The organism is Acinetobacter sp. 70_2 (assembly GCF_056736115.1).
The window spans coordinates 1,688,865-1,707,741 of record NZ_JBWZIP010000015.1 but is presented as its reverse complement, the minus strand read 5'-3'; the positions used below and the strand labels follow the sequence as shown (position 1 = coordinate 1,707,741).

Genomic DNA, 18,877 nt, shown 5'->3' with positions numbered 1-18,877 from the left:
TTAAATGCACAATTTTGAGTGCAGTTTTTTATTTTTGAACTCAAATCGCACCTAAACGGCTCAAGTTTAGTATTACTTTTAATCAAAATCGTAATACTAAGCTGGCATGTCCTTTGCATAGTCATAAACAATCAAAAGTGATCTAGGGTTCCGATACTTTACGTATGACTGGACCGAGAGTTCACGGTTCCTAGCGAACTACACGGAGGGATAAAAGCCCGGGAGGAAGTCTAAAACTATCCGACAGGAGTAGCTATGAACACTGCAAGTTATCATAACAATCAGGCGATTTGGACCGAACTTTTACCCGGAGGACATCACTGGTCGGGTCGTATTCAAAAAGGAACTATTCTTAGATTTACATCGCTTGGCGCTCAGGCAAATGTTTCTTTGTTTTGTGTAAATGCTGCCGATGTGCTTGAACGTTTTAACATGCCCGACAGTTTAAAAGGGCAACATACCGCCTATTTAAAAGCTTCCAATGTGCTGTACTCAGACCTTGGCCGTGTCATGGCTTCCATTGTTCATGATGATCATGGTTGGAACGATGCACTTTGTGGCCCAAGCCGACCTGAACAAATTGAAAAGCAATTTGGCAATCGCACATTTCAAGATGCCCGCAATGATATGTACCAAAATGGCTTAGACAGCTTACTCATTGAAATGTGTAAATACGGACTTGCCAGCCAAGACCTGAGTGCCACGGTTAACCTATTTTCAAAAGTTGCACCAGATGAAAACGGCGCTTTGTCTTATGTCAGTTCTGATAACACCAATCAAAGCATTGAACTGCGTTTTGAAATGGACTGCCTGCTATTTTTATCTGCTACGCCGCACGGTTTAGACACCAGCCAAAGCTATCAACCAGCCGATATTCAACTCAGTTTATTTAAAGCCAATTCTTTAACAGACAGCGATATTTGTCGTGATGCATGTTCGCAAAATCAGCGTGCGTTTCAAAACACAGCCCGCTACTACGCGCTTAGCAATATTTAAATCAGGAGAAGCATCATGACAGTTTTACAATCATTTGAAAAAGCAGTTTTAAATGAAGTTTGTCCTGCGGGTGAAGCGTGGATGTGCGAGGTTAAAAAAGGCCAATATTTTCGAATTATTGACCTTGAGGGAAATCAAGCGGTCGATACTTTGTTTATGAGTGCCGAAAACCCGACTGAGCGTTATAGTGCAATGGATACTTTGGCTATCAACCAACAAATCTATTTAGAAAAGGGCACCAAGCTCTATAGTAACTTTGGCCGACCAATTGCCGTTATTCATGATGATAACTGCGGTCGCCATGACACTATTGGCGGTGCCTGTTCATGTGAAAGTAATACGGTTCGCTATGCACATGAAACCTACCCAATGCATAGTTGCCGTAACAACTTTATGTATGCCTTGGCAAAACACCCGATTGCAAAAAAGCATGGATTAAATGTCCGTCATATCGGCCCAAACATTAACTTCTTTATGAATGTGCCAGTAACACCAGATGGTCAGCTTAAATTTGATGACGGAATTTCAGCGCCGGGTAAATATGTCGAAGTTCGGGCGGAAATGGATTTAATTGTTTTAATTTCCAATTGTCCGCAGCTCAATAACCCATGTAATGCCTATAACCCAACCAAAATTCAACTGGTTGTCCGTGAAGCGGAAGGGGTATAAGCATGTTTAAAAAAGTTCTAATTGCTAATCGCGGTGCTATCGCATGTCGCGTCATTCGCACCCTTAAAAAACTCGGGATCGCTTCGGTTGCAGTTTATTCTGAGGCCGACCGTGATTCATTACACGTGACTTTAGCCGATGAAGCTTTCCTAATTGGCCCTGCGCCTGCGCACCAAAGTTATTTAAATATTGAAAAAATCCTTGAGGTAGCAAAACAGTCGGGAGCAGAAGCCATTCATCCCGGTTATGGTTTTTTGTCTGAAAATGCCGAGTTTTGTGATTTGTGCGAAAGCCAAGGTATTGCGTTTATTGGGCCTACTTCAAGCCAAATGCTCGACTTTGGTTTAAAACATACCGCACGTGAACTCGCTATTAAAAGCAATGTGCCTTTACTTCCGGGTAGCTCATTACTTGCCGATGAAGCTGAGGCGTTATTTGAAGCAGCCCGTATTGGCTATCCAGTCATGCTGAAAAGTACCGCGGGCGGTGGTGGTATTGGCATGCGTCTGGTATGGAATGAAACCGAGTTAAAAGATGCTTATCAAACCGTGTCTTATTTAGCTCAGGTCAATTTTAAAGATGCAGGTTTATATTTAGAAAAATTTGTACAACACGCACGCCATATCGAAGTGCAAATTTTTGGTGATGGGAAAGGGCAAGTTTTAGCGTTGGGTGAGCGTGATTGTTCGGTGCAACGCCGTAATCAAAAGGTGATTGAAGAAACACCTGCGCCACATTTAAATGAGCAACAACGCGACTACCTTCAAAAAGTTGCGATTCAACTCATGCAGTCGGTGAACTACCGCTCGGCAGGCACGGTTGAGTTTGTCATGGACACCGAAACCCAAGAGTTTTATTTCTTAGAGGTGAACACCCGTTTGCAAGTCGAGCACGGCGTGACCGAGCAAGTGTTTGGTGTCGACTTGGTCGAGTGGATGGTTACCTTAGCAAGCGGTGACTGGTCAGCACCGACTGAAAAGTTAGAGCCAATTGGACATTCCATTCAGGTACGTCTTTATGCCGAAGACCCAATTAAACAGTTCCAACCAAGTGCGGGCTTACTCACCCATGTTAAATTTGACCCGCAAGCACGAGTCGAAACATGGGTAGAAACAGGGTCAACGGTGTCGTCTTTTTATGACCCAATGATTGCCAAAATCATTGTGACTGCTGCAACACGGGACCAAGCCATACAGGCAATGAGCGCTAGTCTTGCCAACACGCAAGTCGCAGGCATTGAAACCAATCTGGAATATTTACAAAATATTATTGCTTGCGATGTGTTTGCTTTAGGTACTCAAACCACTCGATTTTTAAATACCTTTGAATGGAAAACTCAAAAAATTGAGGTGTTGCAGGCTGGTATTCAAACTGCCATTCAAGACGTAACAGGTCGGTTAGGTTATTGGGATGTTGGTGTGCCGCCATCAGGTGCCATTGACCCACTCAGTTTAACTGTTGCAAACCAGCTTCTAGCTAATGAGCCAAATACCGCAGGGCTTGAATGTACCTTGCAAGGGCCAACTTTAAAGTTTCACTGCGACAGCCAAATTGTGATTACGGGCGGTGACATGCCTTCAAAACTTGATGGCGAACTTGTGCCGATGTGGCAAACCATCAATGTGAAAAAAGGCCAAATTTTAAAATGCGGACTTATCCGTTCAGGTTGCCGTAGCTATATAGGCGTGAAAGGTGGTTTCGATGTTCCTGACTATTTAGGGTCACAGGCAACTTTCACTTTAGGGCAGTTTGGTGGGCATGCAGGCCGTAATTTATTAATTGGTGATATGCTGCCGATTACTGAATATTCCGCTCAAATGACTACAGCTCTAGCTCAAGCACAAATTCCTAGCTTTACCCAAAGCTGGGAAATTGCAGTCATGTATGGGCCACATGGCGCACCAGATTTTTTCACCAAACAAGATATTGATACCTTCTTTGCCAATGAGTTTGAGATTCACTATAACTCAAGCCGTACAGGCATTCGCTTAATTGGTCCAAAACCTCAGTGGGCACGTGAAGATGGCGGTGAGGCAGGCTTACATCCATCCAATATTCACGACAATGCTTATGCGATTGGGGCAATTGATTTTACGGGCGATATGCCAATTATTTTGGGTCCGGATGGTCCGAGCTTAGGCGGCTTTGTCTGTCCTGCGGTAGTCATTCATTCCGAGCTTTGGAAAATCGGGCAGCTAAAAGCAGGCGATAAGGTCAAATTTGTACCCGTGAGTTATGCGCAAGCAAAAGCACTCGATCAAAAATATCATCAAACCTTAACCGCGACCGATACAACGCAGATCGATTTCAACCCAATCATTCAAGCAGAACCCGACACTTTAAAAGATGCCGTTTTGGCAACTTTAGACGGTAAAGCTGATTTACCAAGCGTGACCTATCGACCAGCAGGAAATAGCTATTTGTTGGTGGAATATGGTGAGTTAGTACTTGATCTAAATTTACGCTTCCGTATTCATGCACTCATGCAATGGGTCAAAGATCAAAACATTCAGGGCATTATCGACCTAACACCAGGCATCCGTTCACTACAAATTCATTTTGATTCAATCCAGCTCGATCAACGTGAACTTTTACAGAAACTTCAGCAAGCAGAAGCCGAGTTACCTGACATTCAAAATATGCAGGTGCCTTCACGGACTGTCTATTTGCCTTTGGCTTGGGAAGATTCGCAGACTCAACTTGCCACCGAGCGCTACACACAAATTGTTCGTCCAGATGCGCCGTGGTGCCCAGATAACGTCGAGTTTATCCGCCGTATTAATGGATTGGCTTCCAAGCAAGCAGTTAAAGATGTGGTCTATAGCGCAAACTATTTGGTGATGGGTTTAGGCGATGTGTATTTAGGTGCACCCGTTGCCACACCGCTCGACCCACGCCAACGTTTAGTCACTACAAAATATAACCCTGCGCGAACTTGGACACCTGAAAATGCTGTAGGTATTGGTGGTGCGTATATGTGTGTGTACGGTATGGAAGGACCGGGTGGCTATCAGTTTGTTGGCCGTACCACTCAAATGTGGAGTCGTTACCGTAAAAATGCCGACTTCGAAGATGGCAAACCGTGGTTATTACGTTTTTTTGACCAAGTTAAGTTTTATGAAGTTTCTGAGACTGAACTTTTGCAAATGCGTGAAGACTTTAAGGCGGGCCGCCTACAACTTCGTATTGAAGACGGTGTACTCAATTTAAAAGAATACAACGAGTTTTTAAAAACACATCAAGACAGCATTCAAGCCTTTAAAGACATGCAACAAGCCAATTTCGAGGCTGAACGTCGCCGTTGGCACGAAGCAGGTTTACAAGAATATATCTCTGAAAGCCTAGATGCTGTAGATGAAGGTGAAACCGTGGTTATCCCTGAAGGCGGTTGTGCAGTCGAATCACACATGCCGGGGTCAATCTGGAAAATCGAATGTGCATCGGGAGATATTGTTGAAGAAGGTGCAACCCTTGCGGTGATTGAGGCAATGAAAATTGAAATTCCAATTATTGCGCCCGAACGCATGAAGGTTGAAACCATTACCATTGAAAAAGGGCAAACCGTAAAAACAGGACAAGTGCTATTTACATTGGCACCTGTGGCCTAAATTAAAAAGAGAGCATCGATATTGATGCTCTCTTTAAATCTTATGCTTCAGATAAATGCTTTAATACTTTATGACCATGTTCAACCGCTTCTAATTTAATTTTTGACTCTGGGTTACCTGATAAAGGCGAAACGTCATAAAGCAAGTAAGTGGCGCTTAACTGCATTTGCGTATATTGAATTGAATATTGAACCGCTTTTAAAAAGCTATCGATTAAGTTTTCTTGGTCGTTCACCATGTTGGCTTCTGTTTGGCCGACCGTCATACTAATAATGACTTTTTTGTCTTTTAATTTATCGCCCTGAGAGCCATAAGCAAACTGATAAGTAAAAACTTCATCAAACCATAATTTCAAAATTGCCGGCATATTAAACCAGAACATTGGATATTGCAGGATGATGGTGTCATGGCGTAGCAACGCTTTTTGTTCAGCACTCACATCAATTTTATAGTCCGGATAAAGCTGGAAAATATCTCGGACTTCAAGGTCCGGATAGGTTTTTATAAGTTCATTCACTATCGTTTTATTTGCAATTGATTGAGTGTAGTAGGGATGGGCCAAAATAAGTAAAGCCATAATAATGCCTTGTAGCTATAAAAATCATAGTCACTATAATTTTTATAGTATGGGTGTACAATAACTATCAAAGTTGATAGGTGGCGTTAAAAATGGCAAATACTGAAAATAAATGTGAAATCACCATGAATGGAAAAACTTATCCATGTCATATCAGTATGGCTATGGATTTGGTGGGTGGAAAATGGAAAGGCGTTATTTTGTATTATCTAAAAGATGGGCCAAAACGTTTTAATGAAATCAATCAATTAATGCCAACGATCACAGAAATGACCTTAAGCCTTCAACTCAAGCAATTAGAGCAAAGTGGCTTAATATCTCGAACCGTTTATGGTGAAAAAGCACCGATTAAGGTGGTGTATGAAATGACTGAATTAGGTCAATCTTTTAAACCTGTTCTAGAGTCTTTATCGGTATGGGCACATACGATGATTAATCAGTCATAAGACTAAAAATATTAAATTATTGAATAGATTAGACTATTTTAGTGATATTTAATATTATTCTTCATGAATAAAAAAAGGAAATTATTATGAAGAGAATATTATTACTATCATTTATTTTTTTTAATTTACTTACTTCGACATATGCTCAAGAAGTAAAATATAAAAATATTGTAGTTAATTTAAAAGATCACTGGGATATTAGTAAAGGTCAAAATGGAGAACTTGTTGCAATAAAACAGGAGAGTAAACAGGCAATTATAATTTCAATATATTATCCCAAAGGTATAGAAGAAGGTATGCAATATCTGGTTGCTTCTCTACAAATTCCTAAACAAGGATTAGTAACAATGAAAGGGGTAACATTGGTTAATGAGGATATTAATATTCCATTGAGTAGTGGTATGAATTATCAAGCGAATGTTTTTACAACCAACTTTGATAAACGTTTTCTTATCAGTGCTTCATCAGGTACTAATGCTGGAGTTGTCTTAGTAACATATGAAGGCGAAGGTAACGATACAAATAAAGCAATTAATGATTTTAAAAGTTTAATAAATAATATAAAGATAGAGGCTCCTAAAGATGGATTCCTTTTTAATCAGAATGATTTATTGAAACATAACTAAGGATTAAAAGAGATAGCCCCATCCCTGTGCATGGGGCTTTTTTTTGCCCAAAAATCACTCATAAATTCCTACCAAGCCCATCAAAACGACGCTTAAAAACTGGCACATTTTCTGCATCTCTTATCAGTAATACAAAAACTGAATTTGGTAATACCAAACTAGAGGTGCGATATGAACGATGTAAAACCTGTGGTTCAACCAAAGCCAACTTTAAAAGCCTTTTTAGTCGAATTGCTCAGCGTACGTGCAGGCGTATATATCAAGCAAAACAATCAGCCGCCTAAAACAAAAGGATAAGACTGTGGCAAAACAAAAGTTGGCTCGAATCAGTATTACCGTACCTGAAACAACCCTCAACGCACTCGATCAAAAAATTGTCGAGCAGAACTATGAAAGTCGCTCGCAAGCCATTGTCGACATGATTAATAAACACTTGATTGCAGAGCAAGCACAGGCTAATGAAGTCATGGTTGGCACCTTGACGCTGCTTTATGACGCTAGCCAAATGACCTTACGCAATCAATTGGTCGATTTACAACAACAGTTTTTAGCGCAGGTGATTAGTTCACTTCATATTCAGCTCGACCAACAAAAGATATTGCAAGTCATGTTAATGCAGGGCGCAAGTTCTGAGCTTAGACAAATTAGCCAGCAATTTATTGTGCTGAAAGGGGTAATCAAAGGACATCTAGAATTGATGGATGCCGTCATGCCGCCTATACAGCAAAATGACTAAATGAGGAGTAGCGTGTTGAAAAATTTATGGACCATCCAAGACTGGAAAACAGCATATCAAAATGGACAAATCTATCTTGAAGATTTGATTAGTTACGTTGCAGAAATTAAAAATGATGACCATGCATGGATTGAAATTGCATCGAACGAGCAGATTCAGGCACAAATTAATGTTTTAAAAGACCAGAATGTTGCTGACTTACCTCTATACGGTGTGCCATTTGCAGTTAAAGATAACATTGATGTTGCAGGTTTTCACACCACTGCTGCCTGTAAAGAGATTCAATATTTAGCGACTCAAGATGCTACCGTAGTAGCCAAACTGAAAAAAGCAGGGGCAATTGTGGTTGGTAAAACCAACCTCGATCAGTTTGCGACTGGGCTGGTTGGCGTTCGATCTCCATACGGTGCAGTAAAAAATAGCTTTAACCCTGAATATATTAGTGGTGGTTCAAGCTCGGGTTCGTCAGTGGTGGTTGCCAACGGTATTGTACCTTTTAGTTTGGGTACAGATACGGCGGGGTCAGGGCGTGTTCCTGCGGGCCATAACAATATTGTGGGCCTTAAGCCGACAAAGGGCTGGTTTTCTACCACAGGTTTAATTCCTGCATGTCGGACCATTGATGTCATTTCTATTTTTGCGCTACATATTGATGATGCTTGGACCGTTGCCAGTTTAATGCAGGGTTACGATGAAATAGATGAATATTCACGAGCACATCCAGCCAATGTACCGACTCAATTTTCTAAACAAAAAATTGCTATTCCAGCTCAGCTTAAATTTTATGGTGATCTTGAATCTGAAAAAGCCTTTTTAGTTGCAGTCGAGCGTGTAAAAAAACTAGGCTATGACGTTGAGAGTATTGATTTCAGTGCGTTTAATGAGCTTGCTGCTGCACTGTATAACGATGCTTGGGTAGCGGAAAGAACAGCCGCCGTTGAACGCATGACAACACGTGAAAAGGCTCATCCAGTTATTGCTCAAATTATTGCGCAGGCAGATAAATTCAAGGCAACAGATGCACTTCAAGCTGAATATAGCCGCGCCGTTCTGGCTCGAAAAATTAATTTGGCATTACAGCCTTTTGATGCCTTGATGGTTCCGACAGCGCCAACCATTTATACCATTGCCGAAGTTGAAGCCGACCCATTGACTAAAAATGCGCACATGGGGGCCTATACCAACTTTGTCAATTTTGCCGATCTTTCGGCTTTAGCTTTACCTAATGTGCTCCGTGAAGATGGTCTACCAAGTGGGGTAACCTTCATTGCACCAGCTTGGCACGATCAGGCACTCGCTAATTTTGCGCAGCTTTGGCAAACCGAAACATCGCTGAGTTTAGGTAAATCAACTCAACATTATCAAAAAAGTATAAACATCCAGTCGAATCATTCAGTGCAGCTTGCTGTTGTGGGAGCACACTTAACAGGCATGCCACTTAATTTTCAGCTGACTAGCCGCAATGCAACTTTGCTTAAGAAAACCCAGACCGCAGAGACTTATAAACTCTTTGCCTTAAAAAATACCACGCCACCAAAGCCGGGGCTGCAATGCGATGCAGCAGGTACTTCAATTGAAGTTGAAGTGTGGGATGTTCCATTAGCAAATTTTGGAGCCATTATGGCTGAAGTACCTGCACCTCTTGGCATTGGGAACTTGAAATTAAAAGATGGAACATGGGTCAAAGGCTTCATTTGTGAAGCGTATGCCATTCAAGATGCAACCGATATTAGCCATTTTGGAGGCTGGCGAGCTTACGTACAGTCACTCAATCAAACCGCTCAAAGTGTTGTTAGTAAAAATGTTGGGGAAGTTTCTATATGATTAAAAAAGCGTTGTTATCCATATCTATTTTATCGGCAGTTGTATTGGGTGGGTGTGACAATACCGCTAAAGTGCCCGAGGCTAAACAAGACGCTCAGGCATCTACAAATACAAAACCAATTACCATTGGATATAGTGATTGGCCGGGCTGGGTGGCTTGGCAAGTGGCTATTGAAAAAGGCTGGTTAAAAGAAGCAGGGCTAAATGTAGAGTTTAAGTGGTTTGATTATTCGGCTTCTCTTTCGGCCTTTTCGGCAAATCAGCTCGATGCTGTGTTGGTCACCAATGGCGATAACTTGGTAACTGCTTCTGGCGGTACGCAAGGCATGATGATCATGGCAACAGATTATTCTGCGGGCAATGATGTCATTATTGCAAAAGAGGGCATTAACACCATTCAAGACTTAAAAGGAAAATCGATCGGCGTCGAAAAAGGTTTGGTTGATCATCTTTTACTAGCGACAGCTTTAATCGACCATAACATTAAAGCTGATGACGTGAAGTTGGTAAATTCAGCGACGAACCAATTACCTCAAGTATTTAATAGCCCAGATATTTCCGTGATTGCTGTTTGGCAACCTGTTGCAGGTCAGGCATTAAAAGCAGTGGCAGGCTCTAAAATTATTTATACTTCGAAAGACAAGCCGGGTTTAATTTACGACACATTAACAGTCAACATGGGCCATTTAACAGCTCATCAAGAGGAATGGAAAAAAGTCATTCAGGTGTGGGATAAAACAGTTAAATATATTAATGACCCTGCAACTCATGCCGATGCGGTTAAAATTATGGCAAATCGTTCAGGGGTTGACCCAAAACAATATGAGTTGATGGTTAGCGGTACGCATTTATTAGATATCAATGCCAATAAAAAAGTATTTACTAAATCTCAAGGCTTTGACTCGATTTATGGCTCTAGCTATCACGTCAATAAATTTAACGTCGAAAACGGTATTTATAAAACTGAACAAAATGTAGATGGGCTGATTTATCCAACACTCATCGAACAACTTAAATAAACCCCATAAATAAAAAAAGCCCAAGATGAACTTGGGCTTTTTTATGTCTGACTTATTTTTCTGTACTGACCTGAGTCATACGCGGTATTTTTGGTAAATCTTGTAAAGCTGGGTCAAGCTCATCTTCTTCGGCGTGTACCAGATAATCTACCCGTGAACGGAGCTGTTTAAACTCAGGAGTACTCATTAAATCGAGTGAGCGTGGACGCGGCAAATTAACCTCAATAATTTCTTTAATTTCACCAGGATTGGCTTTAAGTGCCACAATTCGGTCTGCCAGTAAAATAGCTTCATCCATGTCATGGGTCACAAAAATAATGGTGATATCAATGTTTTGCCATAAATCCATCAAGTGCTTTTGCATTTTTTGACGGGTGTGTGGATCGAGTGCACCAAAAGGTTCATCCATGAGTAAAATTTTAGGTTGATTAACCAAAGCTCTAGCTATCGCAACACGCTGTTTCATGCCACCAGAAAGTTGGTGTGGATACTGATTTTCATATTTTTCTAAACCAATAATATTGATCCATTCACGTGCTTGAGCTTCGGCTGTCATTTGACTAGCGCCGCGCATTTGCGGACCAAACATCACGTTTTCTTTTACAGTTTTCCATGGAAAAAGGGTATAGCCCTGAAACACCATGCCGCGTTCAGGACATGGGCCTGTAATGCATTCGCCGTCTACTAAAACTTCTCCGCTATGGTATGGGTCTAAACCTGCAATAACACGGCTTAATGTCGATTTGCCGCAGCCAGAGGGGCCAATCACACAAATAAATTCTCTTTTATGAATTTTTAAATCGAGCTTATTTAAAACAGTGCGTTCGCTTTGACCATGCTTAAAGACTTGGCTCAGTTGTTTAGCTTCTAAAATAACAGGACGTTCATAAATTTTTTGAAAGTATTCATGTGCGTTAAATGTTGAATCGTTCATTATTTTGCTCCTACTTTCCAAGTGAACATCCGCTCACCTAACTTCATTAATAGCCAATCACAGACCAGACCAATCACCCCAATAATCAAAATAGCTGCATAGACATTGTCAAAGTTTTGATAGCGTGCCTGTTGGGTAATAAACCATGTAATACCCGAGGTCGTACCAATCAATTCTGAAACAATTAAATAGGTCCAAGCCCAGCCCAGTAACACACGTAAGTCACGGTAAATATCAGGTAAGGCAGCAGGAATCACCACATGAAATAAACTTTTGAGCTTATTGGTGCCAAGCGTATAGCCAGCTTCAATTAAGCTTCGATCAACCATTCGGGTGGTATTGGCAATAATTAGAATTTGCTGAAAGAGAGTACCAATCACAATAATGGCAATTTTAGGTGCGTCATTAATCCCTAAAATTGCTACAGCAAGTGCGCCAAAGGCGGGAGCTGGTAAGTAACGGAAAAACTCGACAAAAGGTTCCGTCAATAGGGATATACGCTTAGAAAAACCACACAAAATACCCAGTGGAATCCCAATCAGCGAAGAGATAAAAAAGGCTGAAAAAACCAGTTTAATACTGTGCCATAAACTTTGATGAAACCACGGCGAATCAGGTTGTTCTGGTGGTGTGGTAAAGGCGGTGACCAAAGCCTTAGCGACTTCATGGGGAGCGGATAAATAAATCGGATTGACCAAAAGACCTTGTGGTGGTGCAGAATTTCGATTGACTGCATTTTGTGCTTCGAGATAGAACACATTTTTATCAATGCGACTTCCTACTTGTAAGTAAGAAACACTTCCCGAACTCGTGATTTGTACTTGAGGATGCCAAACAAAAGGTAAGTAACTGATTGCGCACCAAAGACATATTGGAATAACGAAAGAACAAATACTGAGAATCAGCTTGTTCTTTCGCGTAAATTCCTTTGCAACATAACCCATATCGAGAGCTCCCCATTTTGATCAGTATTACGATTTTCATAAAACGTAATATTGTTAAGCAAAATAGGTGCCATCTTTAAGATGCTCCAGATGGGTTAAGAAGACAAGGGAACTAAAGTTTCATGTAAATAAATCCAATAACATTTTTCGTCTTCTACTTTAATGCAGGCTGTCGAAGTGCGTAATGTTTCGGTTTCATCAGTTTGTTGATGTTCCTGATATTGCACCCAACAATAATTTTCAAATTCGTATAAAGCTGTACTCTTAAGAATGTCGATTTTTAAAGAAGGTTTTTTTCCGATATTCTGACTAAATAAACTATTCACTTCTGCGAAACCAATGCTGTGACCTTGAACTGTTACCATCTTAAAATTTTGATCAAAGCTATCTAAAAGCGGGCTCAGACTTTGCTCTGCATTTTTTCCTGTAAATACATTTTCGATCAAAACATGTAGGTCAATGACACTTTGAATGGCTTGATCCATTTGTTTAGACATGGGTTTTCTCCTTTAAAACGGGAATGAGTGAAAGTAAGCAGAGTAAAGCTGCAATTAAAAAAGTATGTTGATAGCGAAGTAGATCGCTTGAGCCAGACATCAAGTTATATATCGAAATGAGAACGACAGTACCGACACTGAATGAAACTTGTCGATTAATATTCCAGAGCACACTTCCTTGTAATAAATCTTGGCCTGAAAAATCAATCAGTGAGCTAATTTGGGCAATGTTGGCACTTAGACCGCCACCCATACCCATTAATAAATAAGCAATCACTAAAAAGCTCAAAGGGCTAGTGTTTGAAATACAAAATAAAAGAAATATGCCAAGGCTATGTAGGGTTATTCCAATAATAAGAAGATACTTTTTTCCTAACCGTTGATAGAGCAGACCGCCACTAATCATGGCAGTGAGTGCCCCAGTTGCATAGAGCAACATGAATAAACCGGTTTGTTTTGCATTAAAGCCAAAGTTAAGCTGTAAATTAAAAATATTGAGTAAATTAACGCCTGTAAAAATACCGGGAACGGCGTAATAGACAATAAATGCATTACGTAAATTTTTATTTTTTAATAACTCAAGATTAAGAACAGGATGGGAAATTCTTTTCGCATGTCGAATGTAAAAAATAAGCATTCCAATTGAAATTAGAAAACTAGTTAGAGCGAATGAGGCGTTATGGTAATCACTATAAAATGAAAAGGAGAGTAATAAAGATAATAGGCTTATATTAAAAATAACCAAGCCTTTTATGTCTGGTTTTTCACTCGATACATTCTCTGTTTTTTTAATCCATAACCATGCCAGAGCTGCTGCCAGTAAAGAAAAAGGAAGGTTTGATAAAAATACCCATCGCCAATTTAATGAATCAATAATCACGCCGCCAATCGCAGGTGAAAAAGCTGGTGCAATTAAAGCAATTGCCATAATTAATGTAGAAATACGTTGGCGTTCTTGGTTCGGGAATAATGCATATACGAGTGCTTGTCCTACTGGAATTAATAAGCCTCCAGCTACGCCTTGAATAAATCGCCAAAAAATTAAGCTATAAATCGATTCGCTAAAGCCAATAAAACAGATGCTTATCGAAAATAACAGCATCGAATAACACAATAATTTTTGGTTCCCAAGTTTGCTGGCTAACCATAAACTCATGGGCATAATTAAAATGAGACCGAGAATATAAGCATTTGTTACCCAAGCGACCATGGATTGGCTAACTGAAAATGACGATGCAATATTAGGTAATGCAATTGCAGACATAAAAATGTTGATGCAATCAATAAAGAACCCAAGTAAAAACACTGTTGCTATTTTATATCGATAAGACATACCTACCTCCGTGCAGGCAGGGTAAGATCCAGCTCTTTTATTGTCGATGCAAGCGAAGTAAAATCATTGTTTGATAATTTTAAACAATTGGCCTAATTGTGCAAAAAAACCTCAAGCAAATTACCAGTTTTTTACAAGTCGTTGATTCTGGCTCTTTCACCAAGGCTGCTGAAATTTTAGGCTTAAGCCGATCAATGGTGAGTATTGATATAAAACAATTAGAAAAGCAGCTCAATACAAGCCTATTAATTCGCAACACCCGTAATATTGCATTAACTGAAATTGGTCAGCATTTTTATGAGGATTTTAAACAAATCCAACTTCAGATTGATGAGGCATTTGAACGAAGCCAACACTTAGGTACAAGCATTACAGGCACTTTACGGTTTTCGTCTACCAATGAATTTGGCCAACGTTTCATTTTGCCTTTACTTCCTGAGTTTTGTCGGCTTTACCCAGATTTACGTTTACAGTATTCGTTTAATTCATCGCTTGATGATTTAGTGACTGAAAAATTAGATCTGGTTATTCGGCTAGGGAATTTAAAAAACTCATCTCTAAAAACTCGAAAAATCGGAGAATATCCAATTTATCTTGTGGCTACTCCGCAGTTTATAAAAGACCATCCTATAGAAAATATATCTGATTTAGCGAATGTTCCTTGGATTGGCCACACTTTATTAAATTGGCAAGATTCACAATATATTTTGCAAAACAGTTTAGGGGAGCAATATTCATTACCTTTTATTCGAAGTCAGTATGAATCAAACTCGGTGACTGCAATTCATCAAATGGCTCTTTCATCTTTAGGTTTAGCGATTTGTCCTGCATGGTTAGTTGATGAAGATATTCAACAAAATCGCCTAATTCGGTTATTTCCTGATTTTTCGTTACCGCTACAAAGTATTCAATTACTTTATCCTCATACCTCTAATTTACCGGCCAAAACGAGAGCATTTATAGATTATTTAATAGCCAATCTTTCTTTCAGTTAAACTAAAAAATATCTAAGTCATGGAAGATAAGCTAATTTATATAAATAGACAATTCTGTCTGTTTTTTATAAAATATCGATGATTATGACTCAGTTTTATAATAATGATGTCCTATAAAATATTTCAAATTTTAGATAGTTTAGGTTTGGTCGCACAGAATCGTGTACTTCATGTGCAATTTTCCAACCCATCATTAAACAATCAAGTCTTCTTACAGCGCATTGAAGGCGAGCATACGCTCAACCAAGGTAGCGTTGCTGAATTACTGTGTCTGTCGACGAACGCGCATATCGCATTAAAACAATTTATTGGCTGTCAGGTTGCTGTTGATCAGGTCACTGACACAGGCCAGTTTTTTAGAACAACAGGTATTATTACCGAAGCGAGCCAAGGCCAAAGCGACGGCTCACTCACCATTTATAACTTAACCTTAAAAGACCCAACTGCACTCTGGCATAAACGCCGTAATAGCCGCGTGTTTATGAACAAAAGCGTGCGCGATATTAGCGAAATTTTATTTAAAGAATGGCAGGGGAAAAGCCCGTTATTTGCCTCAAGTCTAACGCTCGACACAGCAGGCTTAACGAAAGACTACGATGTGCGTCCATTTGTGATGCAGTCAAACGAAAGTGATTATGAATTCTTAACCCGTTTGTGGCGTAGCGAAGGCATCAACTGGCTGGTCGATGAGTCGCAACTTTTTGTTGCTGACCCGAATACGTCCATTCAGCCACAAGTCTTACGCTTAATTGACGATAACCAAAATTATGAGGCCCTTGAACGCCGTAACCTACGCTACCAACGCAGCAGTGCTACAGAACAGTTCGATACCATTACCCAAGTCAAGGCAGAACGACGTTTACAACCGACTTCGGTACATGTGCAACGTTGGCAAGCCGATACCCTACAACAAGAAGAAGGCAGTGGCAGCGTACAAGTTAAGCAGCAGCACAGTGAACACTATGACAATGCAAGCTTGAATCTTGAAGATGCATGGCACGTTAGCCCAGCTTGGATGCAGGACTTAAAAGGCGAAGACCAAGCCACAGCTTCAGGTAATAGCCAGATTGAACAGCTTAACCAGCACATTAATGCTTACCATCACTTGAGTTCTAAACAATTTACCGTTTCAGGTAACGTCCGTGATGCACAAGTGGGTTACTGGTTTGAACTGAATGACCATCCTGAACTCGACCAACATGATAGTGCGGACAAAGAATTTTTAATCTTAAGCAAGCACTACTATAACCAGAATAATTTACCGAAAGAATTACAACAGCAACTTGAGCGTCTGTTGCCAAAAGACAAACTCAAGGCAGCTCAACTCGACAGTCAAAACCCTGAGCAGCGCCACTTTGCTGAACTCAATGTCGTTCGACGCAACATTAAAGCTGTCCCAGAATATAACCCGCTAGAGCACCGACCAGCAGCTTATCCACAGCGTGCTAAAGTGGTTGGGTTAGAGGGCGAAAGCATTCATGTCGACCAGTGGGGACGCATTAAAGTCCGTTTCCTGTTTACTCGAACTGATGACCATAGTCATGACGGTGGAGCGGGAAGTAACGACAATGACACCGACTCCGCTTGGGTGGATGTGCTGACCCCATGGGCAGGTACGGGTTATGGAACACGCTTCTTACCACGTGTCGGCGAGATCGTGGTGATTGACTTCTTTGACGGCAACATTGACCGCCCATTTGTAGTGGGGCGTATTCACGAAGCTGAACGCCATCCAACCCAGTTCGACCAGAAAGGCCAACTACCTGATACTAAAAAACTCAGTGGCATTCGTTCCGAAGAAGTCGACCGCAAAGGCTTTAACCAACTCCGTTTTGATGACACCACAGGTCAAATCAGTGCTCAGTTACAAAGTAGCCATGCGGCCAGCCAACTCAACCTCGGTAACTTAAGCCATCCAAAAGACAAGGCAGAAAGCGATGGTCGTGGTGAAGGCTTTGAACTCAGAACTGACCAGTGGGGCGCGGTACGAGCTGGTAGTGGCTTACTTATTAGTACCCATAAACAAGACCAAGCTCAAGGTGTACACCTTGATGCAAATGAGGCCAAACAACAAATAGAAGGCAGCCTCAATAACGCCAAAGCACTCAGTGAAGTTGCTAAAAATCAGCAAACTGACCCGTTAGATATGCTTGAGAATATTCAGATTTTCTTAGAAGTTCTCAAACAAGAAGATCCTAAAAAGGCTGCTGAGTTTCAATCAGCAGTGATGCTGCTGGCATCTCCAAAAAGTATTGTTGTAAGTAGTAATGAAGATATACACCTTAGTGCAAATGGACAGCTCACTCAAAGTGCTGGAGATAGCATTAATATGACTACGCAAAAGAATATAGTAAGTCATGCGAGTCAAAAAATAAGTCTATTTGCCGCCCAAGAAGGTGCTCGGCTTTTTGCTGGTCAAGGTAAAGTTGAAATTCAGGCGCAAGGTGATGCTTTGGATGTGATTGCTCGAAAGGGCGTGCAAATTACTTCAACCGAAGACACAGTTTTTATTACTAGCCCAACTGAGATTAATCTGACAGCAAATGGATCTCAAGTAAAACTGAATAGCTCGGGTATTTTCCCTGTCACAGGTGGTAAGCTTGAGGTGAAGGCTGGGCAGCACTTGTTTATGGGAGGCTCATCAATAAATCCACCTGCATTAGATTTACCAGACTGTTCGGCTAAACAGACTCAAGCTGCTCAAAATGGTTCAGCTAAGGTAGATTTATCATGAGCTTACCTGTTTTCAATACAATCCAATACGATGATTATTCGAAAGATATTACTTCTAAAATTGAAGAACAGTGCATCCAAATTCTGAACAAATATGGTCAGATTATTTTTTTATTAGATACTACACTGAATGATTCTATTTTTAACGGTGTAATAGATAATCTATCAAACAAAAATATTGCATATATTCCTTTAGCGCATAAAAAAGAAATTGCAAAGTCAAATCTCTTTTTTATTTGTATTGATGATAAAAAAGTATTTGAGCAGGTCAAAGAGGACTTATTGCAAAATCTATCGAGAAATAAAAATATTACGAATGATTGCTATTTTGTTCATGGGTTTGGCGTGGCGAAGACACGCTCACTTGAGGAATTGCGAGATCAGATAAAAACTAAATTAGTGATTTCTGATCAAGGTAAAAAAATTCTTTTCCGTTGGTATGATCCTAGAGTCATGATCTACTTGGATGAGATTTTTAAAACAGAATATATAGATGGCTTATTGGATGGCTTTAAAGAATGGCATTTTTTACACCCAAAAGGTCTATTTAGTTTTAAGACTTATGATGAATCGCGATCAATCTTGAATCTAACAAAAGTGAACCTTGAGCAATCTATAGATTTAGATTTAATTGAAATTGCTAATAATGTATTTCAACAATTAAATGAATTTGAACAAGTTGATCTAATAAAAATTCATCCAGTTGAAATCCATCAAAATCTTAAAGAGGCTTACTATGATTATGGTCTTCAAAATTATTTAGATTTAGTCACATACGGCCTTTATAGCCAAATTATACATAAAAATTTTATAAAGCATCCTGTGGTAACCAATGTGCTCTACGACCATTGTGTAATGAATAAAATGTCTTTTACAGACGCTATGGATTATGTATCGAAAGACTTATATGAACAGATAGCTAAAGAGTTGAATGGATAAA

The 18,877-nt window shown here is 40.1% G+C and carries 17 protein-coding genes and 1 riboswitch; of the genes, 12 read left to right on the top strand and 5 right to left on the bottom strand.

All coding sequences use genetic code 11. The features are described 5' to 3' along the window. The first annotated feature begins 131 nt into the window (after positions 1 to 131). Positions 132 to 227, top strand: a riboswitch (guanidine-I (ykkC/yxkD leader). A 28-nt stretch (positions 228 to 255) separates the two neighbouring features. Genes AC1PJ9_RS17095 through uca form a run of 3 tightly spaced genes read left to right on the top strand, consistent with a single transcriptional unit; the run spans position 256 to position 5,273 of the window. Then, entirely contained in the window at positions 256 to 996 is a 741-nt protein-coding gene (locus AC1PJ9_RS17095; RefSeq protein ID WP_311087913.1) for an urea amidolyase associated protein UAAP1, read from the top strand. A gap of 15 nt (positions 997 to 1,011) precedes the next feature. Further along, complete coding sequence (locus AC1PJ9_RS17090; RefSeq protein ID WP_039255520.1) at positions 1,012 to 1,665, top strand: urea amidolyase associated protein UAAP2; 654 nt, start codon at positions 1,012 to 1,014, stop codon at positions 1,663 to 1,665. Positions 1,666 to 1,667: 2 nt separating this feature from the next. Further along, positions 1,668 to 5,273, top strand: coding sequence for an urea carboxylase (gene uca, locus AC1PJ9_RS17085; RefSeq protein ID WP_311087912.1), 3,606 nt, complete (start codon positions 1,668 to 1,670; stop codon positions 5,271 to 5,273). Positions 5,274 to 5,313: 40 nt separating this feature from the next. On the opposite strand, the gene AC1PJ9_RS17080 is transcribed toward uca, so the two are convergent. Continuing rightward, entirely contained in the window at positions 5,314 to 5,850 is a 537-nt protein-coding gene (locus AC1PJ9_RS17080) for an NAD(P)H-dependent oxidoreductase (protein WP_311087911.1), read from the bottom strand. A gap of 92 nt (positions 5,851 to 5,942) precedes the next feature. On the opposite strand from AC1PJ9_RS17080, the gene AC1PJ9_RS17075 reads away from it, so the two are divergent. The 6 genes from AC1PJ9_RS17075 (at position 5,943) to AC1PJ9_RS17050 (ending at position 10,501) form a co-directional block, all read left to right on the top strand. Further along, a complete protein-coding gene (locus AC1PJ9_RS17075) occupies positions 5,943 to 6,296 on the top strand; it encodes a winged helix-turn-helix transcriptional regulator (RefSeq protein ID WP_000024061.1) in 354 nt (117 codons plus the stop codon). Between the two features lie 86 nt (positions 6,297 to 6,382). Beyond that, positions 6,383 to 6,922 carry a hypothetical protein gene (locus tag AC1PJ9_RS17070; protein WP_311087910.1) on the top strand — a complete coding sequence of 180 codons (540 nt, stop codon included), beginning with the start codon at positions 6,383 to 6,385 and terminating at the stop codon, positions 6,920 to 6,922. Positions 6,923 to 7,093: 171 nt separating this feature from the next. Further along, a complete protein-coding gene (locus AC1PJ9_RS17065; RefSeq protein ID WP_001000625.1) occupies positions 7,094 to 7,219 on the top strand; it encodes a hypothetical protein in 126 nt (41 codons plus the stop codon). A 4-nt stretch (positions 7,220 to 7,223) separates the two neighbouring features. After that, on the top strand, positions 7,224 to 7,658 hold the full coding sequence (locus AC1PJ9_RS17060; RefSeq protein ID WP_001118705.1) for a CopG family ribbon-helix-helix protein: 435 nt from the start codon (positions 7,224 to 7,226) through the stop codon (positions 7,656 to 7,658). Positions 7,659 to 7,670: 12 nt separating this feature from the next. Next, positions 7,671 to 9,482: an allophanate hydrolase gene (gene atzF, locus AC1PJ9_RS17055; RefSeq protein WP_311087909.1), complete on the top strand. Its 1,812-nt coding sequence runs from the start codon at positions 7,671 to 7,673 to the stop codon at positions 9,480 to 9,482. Next, positions 9,479 to 10,501 carry an ABC transporter substrate-binding protein gene (locus AC1PJ9_RS17050; RefSeq protein ID WP_311087908.1) on the top strand — a complete coding sequence of 341 codons (1,023 nt, stop codon included), beginning with the start codon at positions 9,479 to 9,481 and terminating at the stop codon, positions 10,499 to 10,501. The genes atzF and AC1PJ9_RS17050 overlap by 4 nt, the downstream gene beginning before the upstream one ends. A 52-nt stretch (positions 10,502 to 10,553) precedes the next feature. Here the strand turns inward: AC1PJ9_RS17050 and AC1PJ9_RS17045 are convergent, their stop codons facing one another. The 4 genes from AC1PJ9_RS17045 to AC1PJ9_RS17030 form a co-directional block, all read right to left on the bottom strand. Continuing rightward, positions 10,554 to 11,435 (bottom strand): ABC transporter ATP-binding protein, encoded by an 882-nt coding sequence (locus AC1PJ9_RS17045; protein ID WP_001000088.1) that lies wholly within the window; start codon positions 11,433 to 11,435, stop codon positions 10,554 to 10,556. Further along, positions 11,435 to 12,379, bottom strand: a complete 945-nt coding sequence (locus AC1PJ9_RS17040; RefSeq protein ID WP_311087907.1) for an ABC transporter permease — start codon at positions 12,377 to 12,379, stop codon at positions 11,435 to 11,437. The genes AC1PJ9_RS17045 and AC1PJ9_RS17040 overlap by 1 nt, the downstream gene beginning before the upstream one ends. A 95-nt stretch (positions 12,380 to 12,474) precedes the next feature. After that, the gene (locus AC1PJ9_RS17035) at positions 12,475 to 12,876 is read right to left on the bottom strand and encodes a hypothetical protein (protein ID WP_199987111.1); all 402 of its coding nucleotides are present in this window, start codon (positions 12,874 to 12,876) and stop codon (positions 12,475 to 12,477) included. Next, the gene (locus AC1PJ9_RS17030; RefSeq protein WP_262770800.1) at positions 12,869 to 14,209 is read right to left on the bottom strand and encodes an MFS transporter; all 1,341 of its coding nucleotides are present in this window, start codon (positions 14,207 to 14,209) and stop codon (positions 12,869 to 12,871) included. Before AC1PJ9_RS17030 ends, AC1PJ9_RS17035 begins: the two co-directional genes overlap by 8 nt. A gap of 98 nt (positions 14,210 to 14,307) precedes the next feature. Here AC1PJ9_RS17030 and AC1PJ9_RS17025 point away from each other — a divergent pair, with 98 nt between their 5' ends. The 3 genes from AC1PJ9_RS17025 to AC1PJ9_RS17015 all read left to right on the top strand — a co-directional run bounded on the left by AC1PJ9_RS17025 (position 14,308) and on the right by AC1PJ9_RS17015 (position 18,876). Continuing rightward, positions 14,308 to 15,204, top strand: a complete 897-nt coding sequence (locus tag AC1PJ9_RS17025) for a LysR family transcriptional regulator (protein WP_311087906.1) — start codon at positions 14,308 to 14,310, stop codon at positions 15,202 to 15,204. Positions 15,205 to 15,307: 103 nt separating this feature from the next. Further along, positions 15,308 to 17,938 carry a type VI secretion system Vgr family protein gene (locus tag AC1PJ9_RS17020; RefSeq protein ID WP_311087905.1) on the top strand — a complete coding sequence of 877 codons (2,631 nt, stop codon included), beginning with the start codon at positions 15,308 to 15,310 and terminating at the stop codon, positions 17,936 to 17,938. After that, entirely contained in the window at positions 17,935 to 18,876 is a 942-nt protein-coding gene (locus AC1PJ9_RS17015) for a hypothetical protein (protein ID WP_311087904.1), read from the top strand. The genes AC1PJ9_RS17020 and AC1PJ9_RS17015 overlap by 4 nt, the downstream gene beginning before the upstream one ends. Position 18,877: the final 1 nt, after the last annotated feature.